Consider the following 14961-nt stretch of genomic DNA (forward strand, 5'->3'; position numbering starts at 1 on the left):
TTATATAAGGGGTTGAGATGTGGGCTTGCTCTTTGGCCGCCGGAGCAAAAGATAGGCGGCAGGAAGCACGAACATGGACAGCAGGGGCGCGGTGAGCATGCCGCCGATCATCGGCGCCGCGATCCGGCTCATCACCTCCGAGCCGGCGCCCGAGCCGAGCAGGATCGGCAACAGACCGGCGAGGATCACCGCGACCGTCATCGCCTTGGGCCGTACGCGAAGCAGTGCACCCTCACGCACCGCGGCCTCTACCTCGGCTGCATCCGGATCGGCGACCCGCTCCTCAAGCGCGTTCTTCAGATAGATCAGCATCACCACGCCGAACTCCGCCGAAACGCCGGCGAGCGCGATAAACCCGACGCCGGTCGCGACCGATTGGTTGAAACCTAGGAAATAGAGAATCCAGATGCCACCTGTGAGCGCAAACGGCAGCGTGCCCATGATCAGCGCGGCTTCATCGAACCGGCCGAAGATCATGTAGAGCAGCACAAAGATGATCAGCAGGGTCGCGGGCACAACCAGCTTCAGCTTGTCGACCGCACGCTCGAGATATTCGAACTGGCCGGAATAGGCGATGCTGACGCCCGGCGAGAGCTTGACCTGCTTCGCCACCGCGCGCTGGAGATCGCCGACGACCGAGGCTAGATCGCGGCCGCGGACATCGACATAGACCCAGGTCGAGGGCCGCGCATTTTCGGTCTTGAGCATCGGCGGCCCTTCAGCGATCGATATGTTCGCAACCGTGCCGAGCGTGATCTGCTGCCCCGATGGCGTCAGGACCGGAAGCGTGCGTAGGCCTTCCAGGCTGTCGCGCACCTCGCGCGGGTAGCGCACGCTAATCGGGTAGCGGGCTAGGCCTTCGACCGTTTCGCCGATCGTCTCGCCGCCGATCGCGCCCGAGACGATTCCCTGCACATCGGTGATGTTGAGCCCGAACCGGGCAGCAGCGGCACGGTCGATATCGACATCGACATAGCGCCCACCGGTCAGCCGCTCGGCCAGCGCCGAACTGACGCCGGGCACGGTCTTCGCCACCGTCTCGACATCATGGGCGATCCGGTCGAGCTGGACGAGATCGGACCCCGACACCTTGACCCCGATCGGGCTCTTGATGCCGGTCGCCAGCATATCGATGCGGTTGCGGATCGGCGGCACCCAGACATTGGCGAGGCCGGGGAGCCTCACCGTGCGATCCAGCTCATCGACCAGTTTCTCCGGCGTCATCCCCGGCCGCCACTGGTCGCGTGGTTTGAACTGGATCGTGGTCTCGAACATTTCGAGCGGGGCCGGATCGGTGGCGGTCTCGGCGCGACCGGCCTTGCCGAACACGCTCTCAACTTCGGGCACGGTCTTGATCAGCCGGTCGGTTTGCTGGAGCAACTGCGCGGCTTTCGCGGCCGACAACCCGGGCAGTGCCGAGGGCATGTAGAGCAGGTCGCCTTCGTCCATATTCGGCATGAACTCGCCGCCGAGGCGGGTGAGCGGCCAGGCCGTGGTCGCAAAGACCAGCGCCGCGATCAGGAGCACTGTCTTCGGTCGCCGCATCGTCCAGTCGATCGCAGGCCGGTAGATATTGGTGAGCCAGCGGTTGACCGGGTTGGATTGCTCGGGCGGGATCTTCCCGCGGATCAGCAGACCCATCAGGATCGGCACCAAGGTCACCGATAGGATCGCCGCCGACGCCATCGCGTAGGTCTTGGTGAAAGCGAGCGGCGCGAACAGCCGCCCTTCCTGTCCTTCGAGTGTAAACACGGGAATGAAGGAGAGCGTGATGATCAGCAGGCTGAAGAACAGGGCGGGGCCAACCTCTGCGGCGGCTTCGGTGATGACAATCCAGCGCATCTCGCCCTCGAGATGCTTGCCCGGATGATCCTGTTCCCAATGCTCGATCTTCTTGTGGGCATTCTCGATCATGACGACGGCCGCATCGACCATCGCGCCGATCGCGATGGCGATGCCGCCCAAGGACATGATGTTGGCATTCACCCCCTGGAACCGCATCACGACGAACGCCGCCAGCACCCCCAGCGGAAGGGTGAGGATCGCGACCAGCGCTGAACGGACGTGCCAGAGGAACAGGCCGCAGACGATCGCGACGACGATGAACTCTTCGACCAGCTTGTGGGTGAGATTCTCGACTGCGCGATCAATGAGCTGCGAACGATCATAGACCGTCACCACCTCGACGCCGGGTGGCAGGCTCTTTTTCAGTTCGGTGAGCTTGTCCTTGACTGCGGCGATCGTTTCGCGCGCGTTCTTGCCCGAACGCAGGATGACCACGCCACCGGCGACCTCCCCTTCGCCGTTCAGCTCGGCGATGCCGCGTCGCATCTCGGGGCCGATCTGGATGGTGGCGACGTCGCCCAACCGCACGGGCACACCACCGGCGCCGGTCCTGAGCGGAATCGCCCGGAAATCGTCGAGCGTCTTCAGATAGCCCGAGGCGCGAACCATATATTCGGCTTCGGCCATCTCCAGCACCGAGCCGCCCGCTTCCTGATTGCCTTGGCTGATCGCCTGGACCGCTTGCTGATGGGTGATCCCATAAGCGGCCAGCTTCACCGGATCGAGCAGCACCTGATACTGCTTGACCATGCCGCCCATGCTGGCCACCTCAGCGACGCCGGTCACGGTCTTCAGCTCGTAGCGCAGGAACCAGTCCTGAATCCCGCGGAGCTGCGACAGGTCGTGGCGGCCGGTGCGGTCGACCAGCGCATATTCATAGACCCAGCCAACCCCGGTGGCGTCCGGCCCGAGCGCGCTGCGGGCGCTTGTCGGCAGTCGTCCCTGCACCTGATTGAGATATTCGAGCACCCTGCTGCGCGCCCAGTAGAGATCGGTGCCGTCCTCGAAGATAACATAGACAAAGCTGTCGCCGAAGAAGGAATAGCCGCGCACCGTCTTCGCGCCGGGAACCGACAACATGGTGGTGGTGAGCGGATAGGTGACCTGATTCTCGACGATCTGCGGCGCTTGGCCGGGGTAGCTGGTGCGGATGATGACCTGCGTGTCGGAGAGATCGGGGAGCGCGTCGATCGCGGTCGATCGCACCGCCCAGACGCCCACGCCAATGAGCGCCAGTACGCCGATCAGAACGAAGAAGCGGTTCCTGACCGACCAGCGGATGAGATGGGCGATCACTGGCCAGCTACCTGCGCCATGCGACGCACCGTCGGCCCAGCCGGAGGTTGATCGAATGCGAAACGGACCCGATCGCCAGTCTTAAGGCCGCGCGCGACCTTAGGATCGGGAAGCTGGAAGGTCATCGTCATCGCCGGCCAGCCGATAGCCGGCACCGGCTCGTGACTCAGTGTTACCGTATTGGCGGTTATCTGCTCGATCTTGCCGACAGTCTCGTAGAGTCTGCCGGTAACGGCGGGTTTGGCGGCTATGGGCGCGCCACCCCCGATCGGCCGCGCCTGGACTCCGGACAGGCTCGCCTCGGAGTCTATCAGGAACTGGCCCGACGCCACGATCTTCTCACCCTCGCCCAGGCCCGCCAGGATCTCAGTCTGGCCCCCGGATTCCCGCCCGGTCTGGACCTCAGCCGGCCGATAGCGGCCCTTGTCGAGCGCGAGCATCACCAATGTCCGCTTGCCGGTACGGATCAGCGCCTCGGAGGGCACCAGCAGCGCCGGTTGCGTGGCTCCGCCAAACGACACGGTGGCGAACATGCCGGGACGCAGGCGTCCGCTGCGGTTGGGCAACTCAATCCGGACGGTCAGCGTCCGGCTGTCGGCTTGCGTCTGCGGCAGGATCGCTGAAACGCGGCCCGACAAGATCTCGCCGGGAAATGCCGCGAGCGTCGCCCGCACGGTTTGCCCGGGTTTGAGCGGTCCGGCGATCGCCTCGGGCACGGCGGCATTGAGCCAGACAGTGCCGAGACCATTCACCTCTGCGAGCGTCTGTCCTGCCGTCAGTGTCATGCCGGCCCGCACGTCCAATGTTTTGACCACGCCGCCGATCGGCGTGGAGATCGTGATGACATTGTGCGGACGGCCGCCGCGCTCGACCGACGCGATGGTGCCAGACGGCATGCCAAGCAGCATGAGTCGCTGGCGGGCCGCCTGGGTCAATGCTGCGTTGCCGGTGCGGCGCACCGCGAGAAACTCGGCCTGCGCCCCGCCCCACTCCGGCACCAGGATATCGGCGAGCGGCGCCCCCGCGCCGACCACGTCACCCGGCGCGCGACCATAGACTCGCTGCACGAAGCCCCCGGCACGTGCCTGGACGATCGCGACATCGCGCTGGTTGAAGTCGATTGTACCGGTCGCGGTGAGGCTGCTAGCCAGCTCGCCGCGTTGCACCGTGGCGATCCGCAGACCGAGCGCCTGCGAGGCGGAAGCGTCGACCGAAATGCCCGGCACCTGCGCGCTTGCTCCGCCCTCGTCCGCATACCGAGGGATCGTCTGCATCCCCATGGATGAGAGACCGGGACCCTCATGGTGCTCGGCCGGTATCATCGGATCGTACCAATAAAGAATTTTGCGCGCTGCCGGCTTTACGGCCCCACCATCTTTTGTGCCCTGGAAGCCCGCCAGAGCGAACCCGAGACCGCCGGCAGCAAGCGCAAGAGCAGCAGCTGCGCCAAAGAGCCACCCGCGGGCTATCATAACCTGGCTCATCGATTTTCGCTCCGGTAGGTGAGTGTCAGCCGCGCACCGTCCGCGGTGACCAGGGCTTCACGATCAAGAGTCGTGATGGTGGCATCGGCCAGCGCGGCATAGGCGTCGGCGATATCGACGAGACTGGCACGACCAGCCGCATAACTGGCGGTTTCCAATTTCACGCGCTGCTCAGCGAGCGGTTGCAGTGTGCTCTGCGCACGCATCCATTGCTCATGGTGCATGACATGGTCGGCGATATCCGCATCAAGGTCGGCGGCGAGCGCGCGCCGCGAGGCCTCGCGTTCAGCCAGCACTCGTCCGGCATTTGCCTGGGCTGCCGCGATCCCGGCACTCTGGCGACTGCGCGTGAAGAACGGCAGGCTGACTGTCACACCGGCCGAGACATAGTCGCCGAACCGGGGATCGCGGCGCTGGTAGGCCAGGTTGACACCAAAATCGGAACGCCGGCCGGCATCGGCTACGCGCACATCGGCATCCGCCTGCCCGGCCTGGGCATCGATCATCTGGATGGTGGGGTGGCGGTCGAGTCCTGCGCGCAGACCCGCTGCGTCGACCGCAAAATCGGGGATCGGTCCGGCGATCTCCGGCGCGGGGTCTCCGGTCCAGCGGGTTAGCGTCGCGCGTGCCCGCGCCACGTTCGAGACGAGTTCACTGCGGCGATCCTGCATCGCGGCGACGGCTTGGCGCCCTGCAAGGGTCTGCGCCGGGCGCGCGCCTCCCGATGCGACCGCACCTGGCGTCGTTCCCACCACACGCTCGAGATCGGACAGAATATCGTCGAGCACGGCGAGCCTGCGCTCGGCATAGGCCAGGTTGATCCAGGCTAGCGCGGTGCCAACCTCGACCGTGCGCGCCTCGACTGCGGTATCAGCCTCGGCCGCCTTTATGTCGCTGTCGGCGCGCGCCCGTTGCGCATGGCGCTTGGCGAGATTGGGAATGTCCTGGGACACGCCGACCCGCGCCATGCTGAAATTGTCGCGCTGCGGCTCAAACGCGAGCGGTCCCGATATCGGGAAACTGTCGATCCCAACCGCAAGTGTCGGATCGGGCAGGGCGCCGGCCGCGCGGCGCGCGGAACGGGCGGCATCGGCACCAAGAGCCTTCGCCTTGAGCGACGGCGCTTCCTGTCGGGCGCGCTGGAGGGCCGCGTCGAAGGTGAGCGGCCCGGCGAAGGCAATGCCGGGGATTGCCGCTAACAGCGGCATACACAAAAACAATCGCATGGAGATCTCCTGATCGGAGGTTCAGGCAAGCATGGCACACGATACCAGGCATGTCAGTGGCGGCAGGAAGGGGCGTCCCGCCGCCACTGCTGGCCTAGCCGTCTATGCGACCTGAAGCGGCCAGAACCTGCTGCTAGCCTGCCGAGGCGCCGGACGGAGACATCATGCCATGCATTTCCTTCATGCAATCCGCGGCGCTCATCTTCATCATGTTGCAGTTGCAGTTTGCCATCTGGGCGTGGTCTGGAACCCACACTCGCTTGGACGTTTGCAGAGGTGCGCGGGGGCCATATTGTGGCGCCGCGCGCCACTCGTAATGACCCGCGCTGGCGGCGCTGTCCTGCGCGAACGCGGGCGCAAAAGTGAAAGCAGAGGCGGAAGCCGCAACGATGGCAGCGGCGATTTTGAGCGTTTTCATGTTACAAATCCTTGGCAAATAATCGTTGGATAGCCGCAGGTCTGCCGGGGGTCTGTTTGCGCTCAGGGCGCACGGAAACCGCCAGCCTACGGCTGTGGTCGATCAGCCAAGGATAGTCGGTGGTTCAGGCTCGGGGGTCAGATCACTGCCATGCAGGATCGATGTCGTAGTCCAGAATGCCATAGCTTCGTGAGCCACGGGCGATGCCGGGACCGGCGGCGCGTCGCGCAGAACCATCGGAACCACGCAGCCCATTGATGCGATGCAGTCGAGCGTCAGCCCCTTGCAGGGCTTGCCCGAGGGCTGTTGTTCCTGAGCCATCGCATTCATGCAGTCTGCACTCATCCCCGACATCGCCATCGGCGCGGAGACCGAAGCCGGGATAGACGCATAGGCTGTCGCCTGGCCCATCAGACCAAGCAAAGCTCCCAGCAGGAGAAAGAGAGGCAGCATCCGTTTCACAACTGTTACTTCTTACACCCGTCCTTATCTTAGAGCAACGACATCATCGTCCGCCATGACGCGCAAAGACATGCTGTCCGCCTGGACCGAAGGCGATCACATTATAGGTGTCGGCGCGTTGTCCTGGAACTTCCATCCCTGGCGAGCCCATCGGCATCCCGGCAACCGCTAGTCCACGCACGCCGTGCGGCTTCTGAGCCAGCAGACGCTTCATGTCGGCGATCGGGACATGACCCTCCAATGCCATGCCGTCTACAATCGCTGTATGGCAGGACGACAGGCCCGAAGGAACGCCTTGGGTCCGCTGGAAGCCGGAGCGCTGGCGATCGTCGATGATCGTTACCTGACGTCCGAATTGCTTACGCACCTGCGCCGCCCACTGCGCGCAGCAGCCACAGCCCGGATCGCGGTGGACCACGATAGGCGTCGCCGCCGCGCTGGCGACCGAAACCGATGCAAGGACCAACGATAATGCGGCTTTGAGTTTCATATCGTCCTTCACCGCACCCATTCTTCAAGGCTACTGTTCATATTACGCGCGACCGCCGCCGACCCCTCAAAAAATTGCAGACGGTCGCTAGCTTACCGTAGCGATCACGAACCGACATTCGTCGATGAGCAACCCAGGGCCGTTGCAGACCTCTCGCACTCGCGTCGATGATGCAGTCGAAAGCCATTATTGCACCCGAGTAGGGCCGCATTTCGCATCTCGGCGACCCGATCGCACGGCCATAAGTTGGCTATTTCGAGTCCCGCCTTCCCGACAGGCGTAACGTATCCTTTCCTGTTCGATTCCACATCACGCAGAGCGACTTCAAATCACATACTTGTCCCAGCTCGCATAATGTTCAGCGCTGCGCTTGCCGCGGGGAAGGCTGAGACCGGCGAGGGCGAGCCCTATGACCACCGAAACGATCGTGCCGAGGTGGCCGGCCCCCGTCAGCAGGAACGGGGCAGCAACCAGCCAGGCGCCGAGCGCGCTATTGATGAAGCGCACGGCGCGGGCAACTTCGGCGGTGGCGATGATCGCGACGGTGATGACCAGGGCACCAATCACATGGTCGCTGTTCGCCATGGCGCCCTCATTGCCCAGTGTCACCCGCGTGAGCATGAGGAATGCGCCGAGCGCGATACTGACCGCCAGCGTCCACGGCAGGGTCAGCCCCCGCTTTGCATCGGCCCAAAATGCGGCAGGCGACGACATCACGTCGGACGCGTCCTCACTGCCGGCCTCGATCGCGTCGCCCTGGAAGAAGGTGCGGATCAGCGGCTTGCCGCGGCATTTCGCCCACACAAGGAACTGACCCATGGCGATGACCTCGTCCAGCGCGAAAGGAATCATGATCAGCATGGCAAGGGCGGCGATCAGCGCCAGCGTGCTCCAGGTGCCGATGACGATGGGCTGGCTGATGATGAAATAGATGCTGACCACGCCGAGCGGAATGACCAGGATGCCGAAGAAGGTCACCATCCACGGCATCGTGCGCCAGCGGTCGCGGGTGCCCATCACCGCCATCAGGATCTCGAGCACATAGCTCACCGTGCCGAGACCGCCGTCGGGAATCGGCCACGCCTTTGACATGTTAGACGTGATGATCTCCTCGGTACCGTTGCGCGGGTCGCTCAGCGAGCCGGCAAAGAAGGGTTCCCAGACGCTATCGATGTGGCCCAATTGGTATGCCGTCAGGATGCGCGAGGTAAGAAGACCTATCAGACCCATCACGACGATCGGCAGCCGCTGGGCATCGGTAGACGGGGAATAGGTCCAACCGGGTGGGATGTTCTTGGGGTCCATCATCCCTGCCATGCTCATGCCCGGCATCATCGGCACGAGCACCGACAGCGCGATGACGGCCGAGCCGATGAGCAAATCGTTGTTGTACTGCGCCGCGCTCGGGCTCCAGAAGATCAACGGCGCGAACAGCAACCAGATGCCGACGAATGCGACAGCCCATTGAGCCCACGTCTTGGTGCGTGGTACGAGCGACAGCGCACCGAACAGCGCAATGGCAAGCCCGCTGACGAGATCGCTGATGGACAGTGCGCTCGCCCGCCACTCGATCGACGGCAGCCCGCGATCGACGGTCACGAAGCGCGCGGCCTCGCTGACGCTCTGCGTCGTCATAGAGTCGTAGATGAGCGGGCTCGACGCGAGCCACAGGCCGAGACCGACGTTGGCGTAAAGCGCCCAGCGCGCACGGCGCTCGTCGCGGTCCATCATTGCCATGTGATCGCCATGTGCACCGTGGCTGGGCGTCGCCATGTCCCCATCCCCGGGCGCGTGCCCCATAGCGGCATGGTCCATGTTCCCATGGTCCTCAGCTTCGGGCTCCATGCCGGGCATCGCGCTGGCTGCCGCTTCAGGCGGGTTATGGTCCAACTCGGCCGGCTTCGGATCGGACTTGTCGTTCCAGGCGACGAGGTTCTCGTTGAGCTTGTTGTTCCGGTACCAGGCGCGCGGGTGGCGCTTCAATGCCGCAACGATCGTCGGAAGCGTTTCGCGAAGACTGTGCTTCGGCTCCCACCCGAGCAGCGACCGGGCGCGCGAGATGTCGAGGATGTAGTGGTCGTTGCTGCTATCGATCATCCATGGCTGGATGAAGTCGTCATCGCCGAGTGCCTCGCTCTGAAGAACGATGCCAGCCTTCGCGAGCGGCTGCGGGATGCGGATTGTCTTCCAGCCCTCGCCGTGGAGCGCCTCGCCGACGATATTCTGGATTTCGGCGTAGCCGGGGGCATCGGGTTCGCCGATGAGCAGGGGCAGTTCAGACGGAAGATCGTGCCGCCGATCGACCAGGCGCACCACGGCTTCGGCCAGGTCATCGCGGTGCACCGATGATTGCGCCGCGCACAGCATGCCAGGATAGAAATGCGAGATCAGGCGGTGCTCGTAGATCTGCGATATCTGCTGTGCGAGGAACGCAGAGCGCCCATCGTCGTCGTAAACTCCGGCGGGTCGCAGGTAGACGACGGGTATCCGTCCGTGACGCTCGTTCAGCAGCGCCTCTGTGTCGACTTTGGACTGCGGGTACGCCCAGGAGGCACCGATCGGCGATTCCTCGTTGATGCGCTCCTGCGGAGTGGCGGTCGGTTTATGGACCAGCATCGTGCTGGCGAAGACGAATTGCTCGACATCGAACGACTGGAGTCCGTCGATCAGCCGCCGGGTGCCCTGGACGGTGACCTTGTCGTAGAGCGGATTGGGATCGCCAGAAATGTCATAATAGGCGGCGAGGTGAATCACCGAAGCGATGCGGTTGCCGTATCGCGCGCGAACCTCCTCGAGCGCAGCGTGAACCGCTTCATCCGAGCCGACATCAATGTCGATAGCGGCGGCGGGCGGTGGTGGCTCGGGCGGACCGGCGCGATCGAGACCGACGACCGTGTAGCGCTCGCCGAGCCGGGCGATCAGGGCCGCGGCGATAAAACCGCTCGCTCCGGTGACGAGGACGATCTCAGAAGCGCCTTTGGCGCCACTCGGACCGCTGCGCTCGATGTCGGTCATAAGTACACTATCCTGGCTCTTTCGCGGAGAGCGCCGATCGCTGGGGCGTTTGAGCAAGATCGCGCATGACGAAGCCTTTCCGGCAGTACCCGATCATATGCCATCCTGTTTTACTTCGAAGAACCGACCTCAGGAAATCGGCTTTCGAGTATCTATACCGGTGCTTTCATCGGTTTGCGGGGGCGGTGGCGACGCACCGCGATCGCGATACGAGGGCAGGTCCGGAGCACCCTCCGGCGCCGGGTTAGCCTGCAGGCGCGCGATCATCTGTTTCATCTGAGCGATCTCGCGCACCTGCGCATCGATGATGCCGTCGGCCATTTTCCTGACTTCCGGATCCTTGATGTGCGCGCGCTCGCTGGTCATGATCGCGATCGAGTGGTGCGGGATCATCGCCTTCATGTAGGAGACGTCATCGACCGTTTCCTGGCTCCGCACCAACCAGAGCGCTAAACCAAAAATGACGGCACTGCCGATCAGGATGCCGATGTTGAGGCGGGTGTTCTTGTACATGCCCCACATGAAACTGAGCATGATCACCGCCATGACCGCGCCCATGACGAGCGCCATCCAGCTGCGGGTCTGGCTAAACTGAACATGGCTCAAAGCATAGGTGTTAAGATACATCAGCCCGAACATTACGACCGTAGACGTCGCAATCATCGCCGCGAACCGGCCATAGCCCATGCCCATGCCCATGCCGCCCTTTTTGTCTTCCATTTACCGTCTCCCTATTACACCTATGCCGCCCTTCCCCCGAATTGGCGCGCCTCAGCGCGCATTAGTCCAACTCTTTCATGCTCAACATGATCCCGCGGTCGTCGTCATTGATCTACAAGCGAGATCGAGACCATCAGTTATCATATCTCTCTAATTCAGCGCCCTCGCCCGGCCTCGCCGCGGAGTGCGAACGCAACGCCGCATTTGGGTCAGAACCATATGCGCACACCTGCCACGAGGCTCGTCGTCGTTGGATCTTCGCCATCGGCACGCGCATAGTCCGCTGTCCGCCCCGTCTTGGCTTCATAGGAAACCCCGACATAGGGCGCGAACTGCCGGGTGATCTCATATCGCAGGCGTAGCCCCAACTCTGCATCGACGAGACCGGAACCTATCCGGTTTTGAGGAACGTCCTGCGCGGCAAGATTGAATTCGACGCGAGGTTGGAGAACGAGCCGTTGGGTCAGTCTCTGGTCGTAATAGCCTTCGAGGCGGCCGAGGACGTCGCCTTTGTCCGAAAGGAAGACTGCTCCCTCCACCTCGAACCAGTAAGGCGCAAGCCCCTCGAAACCGATGGTGGCATAGGTCCGGGACGGCGATGGCTGAATATCATGGCGAATACCCGCCTGCAAATTGAAATAGGGACCGATCGCCCGGCTGTAGAGCGCCTGAACCTCGGCGCTTTCGACGCCCTGCCTGAAGACGCCCTCCCCTTCGGACTTGATCGTCAGGCGGTTGATGTCCCCTCCGAACCAGGCCTCTCCATCCCAGCGATAGGCGTCGCGGCCTTGTCGCACTTGCACTTCGGCAAGATTGAACATCACCTGATAGAAAGCTTGCCCGCCCTGCTCGTGCATCATCTCCATCCGAGATCGTTCCATCTCGGCGGACGGGAACTGCCTGTCGGCATAGTGATCCACCGCCGGCCTGGGAGCCGGGGCATTTCCTGGCGGAAGGGCGGTTCCGGTCATTTCCATGCCCTGCATCTTGCCCATGTCGTGGCCGGCATGGTCTGCTGACATATCCATGCCGGGCATCGAGCTGTGATCCATTGCTGGCGTGCCCTTATCCTCCGCCGGAGCGTTTTGGGGCATCGCCATTCCAGGCATGGCCGAATGATCCATGCCTTCCATATCATGGCTGGCCGCCGGCTTTGCAGGGGCCGCTTTCTTCGGCGCTGCCTTCTTAGGGACCGGCTTCTTCGGCGTCGGCCTTTTGGCGGGCTTGGCGGGAGCGGTTTTCTTCGCCGGCATCGCCATGCCGGGCATGTTGGAATGATCCATGCCCTGCATCGATTGACCTTGTGCGATCGCCGGCATGGCGAGGACCATCGCCGAGCCGGCAAATAATGCCGTCAAAGTACGCTTCATGCCGCCTCTCCTTTCGGACGGACACTCACGACGCGCATCATCCCGGCGTGCATATGGTAGAGAAGATGGCAGTGGAACGCCCAGTCGCCGACCGCATCAGCGGTAAAATCCCATGTGACCTTGCCACCGGGTTGTACAATGACCGTGTGCTTTCGCGGGGCATGATCGCCATGACCCGTGACCAGTTCAAAAAAGTGACCATGAATGTGGATCGGGTGGCCCATCATGCTGTCATTGATCAAATTGATCCGAACCCTCTCACCCTCGATGAAGGGGATCGGGTCATGCACGTCCGACATCTTCTCGCCGTCGAACGACCACATGAACCGCTCCATGTTGCCGGTGAGATGAATATCGAGACTGCGGTCCGGAGCACGCACGTCAGGATTGCGCTCCAGCGCCATGAGATCCTTGTAGACGAGAACCTTGTGGCCGACATTCTCGAGACCCTGACCGGGTTCTCCGGTGCGGTCCATCGGCATAGGCGAGATCGTCTGCACGCCCGGTGACTGTCCGTCGTCAGAACATTCGGCACAACTCGCGGCGTAGATTAGCGGAGTGCGGACCTCGTCAGGGGGTTGATGTTAGGCGGCGAACTTGCGGTGCTGCAAGCGCCGATGTTCGATGGTCTGTCGCTTGATCCTTTCGCGCAGTTTGATGATTGCCGGAGCCCTGCCGAAGTAGGCGTCGGCAGGCGTCACATTGGCCAGGCTCTCGTGGTATCGCTGGTGATTGTAGTGCTCGACGAAGGCCTCGATGTGAGCTTCGAGGTCGCCGGGCAGGAAGTAGTTTTCCAGCAAGATGCGGTTTTTCAGGGTCTGGTGCCAGCGCTCGATCTTGCCCTGGGTTTGGGGATGACACGGGGCGCCGCGGACATGGCTCATCTTCCGGGCCTCGATGTATTCCGCCAGCTCACCCGCGATGTAGCTGGGGCCATTATCGCTGAGTAGCCGGGGTTTGTGCAGCACCGTGGCGCTGTCGCAACCAGAAGCCGCCAGGGCGAGGTCCAGCGTGTCGGTGACGTCCTCGGCTCGCATGTTGGTGCACAGCTTCCAGGCGATGATGTAGCGCGAGAAGTCGTCGAGCACGGTCGACAGATACATCCAGCCCCACCCGATGATCTTGAAGTAGGTGAAGTCGGTCTGCCACATCTCGTTCGGCCGCGTGGTTTTCGTGTGGAACTGATCGGCAGCCTTGATCACGACATAGGCCGGGCTGGTGATCAGGTCGCGGGCCTTCAACAGGCGGTAAACCGTGGATTCCGACACGAAGTAGCGCTGCCCATCGGTGAAGCGCACGGCCAGTTCCCGGGGGCTCAGCTCAGACTGTTCCAGCGCCAGCTCGATGATCTGGTCGTGGATGCCCGCCGGGATGCGGTTCCACACCCGGCTCGGCGCCGATGGCCGATCTTCCAACGCCTCCGGCCCGCCTTCGAGGTAGCGATCATACCAGCGGTAGAATGTCCGACGAGGGATGCCGAGTTGGTCCAGCGTGCGCTTGGCCGACAGGTGCGACTGCTCGACGGTTCTGATGATCTCGAGCTTCTCGGATGCGGGATACCTCATTCGTCGTTGCCCCCATCCGCGATCATGCTTTTTTTGAGCAGACGGTTTTCCAGTGTCAGATCGGCCACGCATTCCTTCAGGGCCCGGGTTTCGCGGCGCAGGTCCTGGACCTCTCCGGTGGTCGCGGCACGGGCGGTGTCGCCGGCCAGGCGGCGCTTGCCAGCTTCCATGAACTCCTTCGACCAGGTGTAATACAGGCTCTGGGCAATGCCTTCCTTGCGGCATAGCTCGGCGATGCTGTCTTCCCCGCGCAGGCCATCCAGCACGATGCGGATCTTGTCCTCGGCCGAAAAGTGGCGCCGGGTCTGTCGGCGGATGTCCTTCACTACCCGCTCTGCTGGGGCCTTGGCGGGCGATTTTACATTGGAGGATCTGGGCTTCATCTTCGTTCCTTCGTCACTACGACGAAGCCCAGATCCTCCTTAGATCACAACCTCAAATCTGTGCCATTGGTGCTGACGGCGGACAGCTCGTCCTCCTGGGCAGGCGACCCCAGCTGTTTGCATAACGCGTCGATCATGCGTTGATACGAAGGGCGGCTACCATCCGTGATATTCAGTGCCTTCTGGCCAAGGCGGTAAATCTCATCGCCGATCTGATCGGTATACCGACTGTGATTCGGGGCGTGCCGTTCATAGGCCCGGCAGATCTTAAGTATGCTGAGAGGCGTCTGCGTAAGCGTGTCGACCAAAGGCGCTAATTGATCGTCATTGCTCATACCCAGAATCTTGTAGATGACGGGAACGGCGGTGACGTCCGCTGGGGCATCCATGCAGGCTATACCGATCTTTGATTGAAAAAATAGCTCGATCCGATGTCCGCCAGAACCTGATGGCGGTCAAGATATTGTCACTCTTTTTAAATTTTTCAGGCGGCCGATAGAGACCGAACGCGACAATTATTTTTCAACGCGATCGGTCTTCAACTGAGTCACAATGGCTGGTTGTCGAGGAATCTGGCTTCTTAGGGCATCGTCTGGGATGGCCAGAAAATCGCAGGTTGCACGTGCCGTTACCGATCAAGATAGTCGCTTAGGACCGCGCTAACCAACGTCAGGTATCGACGGAAGC

The 14961-nt window shown here is 62.6% G+C and carries 11 protein-coding genes and 1 pseudogene; all 12 read right to left on the reverse strand.

Annotated features, from left to right (window positions below):
- The 12 genes and pseudogenes from OVY48_RS00385 to OVY48_RS00440 all read right to left on the reverse strand — a co-directional run bounded on the left by OVY48_RS00385 (window position 1) and on the right by OVY48_RS00440 (window position 14609).
- Complete coding sequence (locus OVY48_RS00385; protein WP_288287815.1) at window positions 1-3141, reverse strand: efflux RND transporter permease subunit; 3141 nt, start codon at window positions 3139-3141, stop codon at window positions 1-3.
- Window positions 3138-4625: an efflux RND transporter periplasmic adaptor subunit gene (locus tag OVY48_RS00390; protein WP_288287814.1), complete on the reverse strand. Its 1488-nt coding sequence runs from the start codon at window positions 4623-4625 to the stop codon at window positions 3138-3140. Before OVY48_RS00390 ends, OVY48_RS00385 begins: the two co-directional genes overlap by 4 nt.
- A complete protein-coding gene (locus tag OVY48_RS00395; protein WP_037476710.1) occupies window positions 4622-5851 on the reverse strand; it encodes a TolC family protein in 1230 nt (409 codons plus the stop codon). The genes OVY48_RS00390 and OVY48_RS00395 overlap by 4 nt, the downstream gene beginning before the upstream one ends.
- A 133-nt stretch (window positions 5852-5984) precedes the next feature.
- Window positions 5985-6269, reverse strand: coding sequence for a hypothetical protein (locus tag OVY48_RS00400; RefSeq protein ID WP_037476709.1), 285 nt, complete (start codon window positions 6267-6269; stop codon window positions 5985-5987).
- Between the two features lie 102 nt (window positions 6270-6371).
- Window positions 6372-6722: a hypothetical protein gene (locus OVY48_RS00405; RefSeq protein WP_237748951.1), complete on the reverse strand. Its 351-nt coding sequence runs from the start codon at window positions 6720-6722 to the stop codon at window positions 6372-6374.
- A 52-nt stretch (window positions 6723-6774) separates the two neighbouring features.
- Window positions 6775-7221 (reverse strand): DUF411 domain-containing protein, encoded by a 447-nt coding sequence (locus OVY48_RS00410; protein WP_037478843.1) that lies wholly within the window; start codon window positions 7219-7221, stop codon window positions 6775-6777.
- Between the two features lie 324 nt (window positions 7222-7545).
- On the reverse strand, window positions 7546-10236 hold the full coding sequence (locus OVY48_RS00415) for a vitamin K epoxide reductase family protein (protein WP_313921608.1): 2691 nt from the start codon (window positions 10234-10236) through the stop codon (window positions 7546-7548).
- A gap of 129 nt (window positions 10237-10365) precedes the next feature.
- Complete coding sequence (locus OVY48_RS00420) at window positions 10366-10956, reverse strand: DUF305 domain-containing protein (RefSeq protein ID WP_288287812.1); 591 nt, start codon at window positions 10954-10956, stop codon at window positions 10366-10368.
- Window positions 10957-11165: 209 nt separating this feature from the next.
- On the reverse strand, window positions 11166-12326 hold the full coding sequence (locus OVY48_RS00425; protein WP_037474442.1) for a copper resistance protein B: 1161 nt from the start codon (window positions 12324-12326) through the stop codon (window positions 11166-11168).
- Window positions 12323-12838 (reverse strand): annotated as a pseudogene (locus tag OVY48_RS00430) (multicopper oxidase domain-containing protein); the annotation flags it as partial. The pseudogene OVY48_RS00430 and the gene OVY48_RS00425, both read right to left, overlap by 4 nt.
- Window positions 12839-12910: 72 nt before the next feature.
- A protein-coding gene (locus OVY48_RS00435; protein ID WP_409592734.1) for an IS3 family transposase occupies window positions 12911-14274 on the reverse strand; the annotation gives its coding sequence in 2 pieces (ribosomal slippage) (window positions 12911-13924 and window positions 13927-14274; 1362 coding nt in all).
- 44 nt (window positions 14275-14318) lie between these two features.
- Window positions 14319-14609 carry a hypothetical protein gene (locus tag OVY48_RS00440; RefSeq protein ID WP_313921610.1) on the reverse strand — a complete coding sequence of 97 codons (291 nt, stop codon included), beginning with the start codon at window positions 14607-14609 and terminating at the stop codon, window positions 14319-14321.
- Window positions 14610-14961: the final 352 nt, after the last annotated feature.

Origin of the sequence: Sphingobium sp. SA2 (assembly GCF_032227065.1) — a bacterium.
In the GTDB taxonomy this organism is placed as follows: Bacteria; Pseudomonadota; Alphaproteobacteria; order Sphingomonadales; family Sphingomonadaceae; genus Sphingobium.

Bases quoted from the DNA above. Each gene is read 5' to 3' on its own strand.
- OVY48_RS00420 (WP_288287812.1), bottom strand. From the start codon at position 10,956: ATGGAAGACAAAAAGGGCGGCATGGGCATGGGCATGGGCTATGGCCGG.
- OVY48_RS00395 (WP_037476710.1), bottom strand. From the start codon at position 5,851: ATGCGATTGTTTTTGTGTATGCCGCTGTTAGCGGCAATCCCCGGCATT.
- OVY48_RS00410 (WP_037478843.1), bottom strand. From the start codon at position 7,221: ATGAAACTCAAAGCCGCATTATCGTTGGTCCTTGCATCGGTTTCGGTC.
- OVY48_RS00405 (WP_237748951.1), bottom strand. From the start codon at position 6,722: ATGCTGCCTCTCTTTCTCCTGCTGGGAGCTTTGCTTGGTCTGATGGGC.
- OVY48_RS00390 (WP_288287814.1), bottom strand. From the start codon at position 4,625: ATGAGCCAGGTTATGATAGCCCGCGGGTGGCTCTTTGGCGCAGCTGCT.
- OVY48_RS00440 (WP_313921610.1), bottom strand. From the start codon at position 14,609: ATGAGCAATGACGATCAATTAGCGCCTTTGGTCGACACGCTTACGCAG.
- OVY48_RS00415 (WP_313921608.1), bottom strand. From the start codon at position 10,236: ATGACCGACATCGAGCGCAGCGGTCCGAGTGGCGCCAAAGGCGCTTCT.
- OVY48_RS00425 (WP_037474442.1), bottom strand. From the start codon at position 12,326: ATGAAGCGTACTTTGACGGCATTATTTGCCGGCTCGGCGATGGTCCTC.
- OVY48_RS00400 (WP_037476709.1), bottom strand. From the start codon at position 6,269: ATGAAAACGCTCAAAATCGCCGCTGCCATCGTTGCGGCTTCCGCCTCT.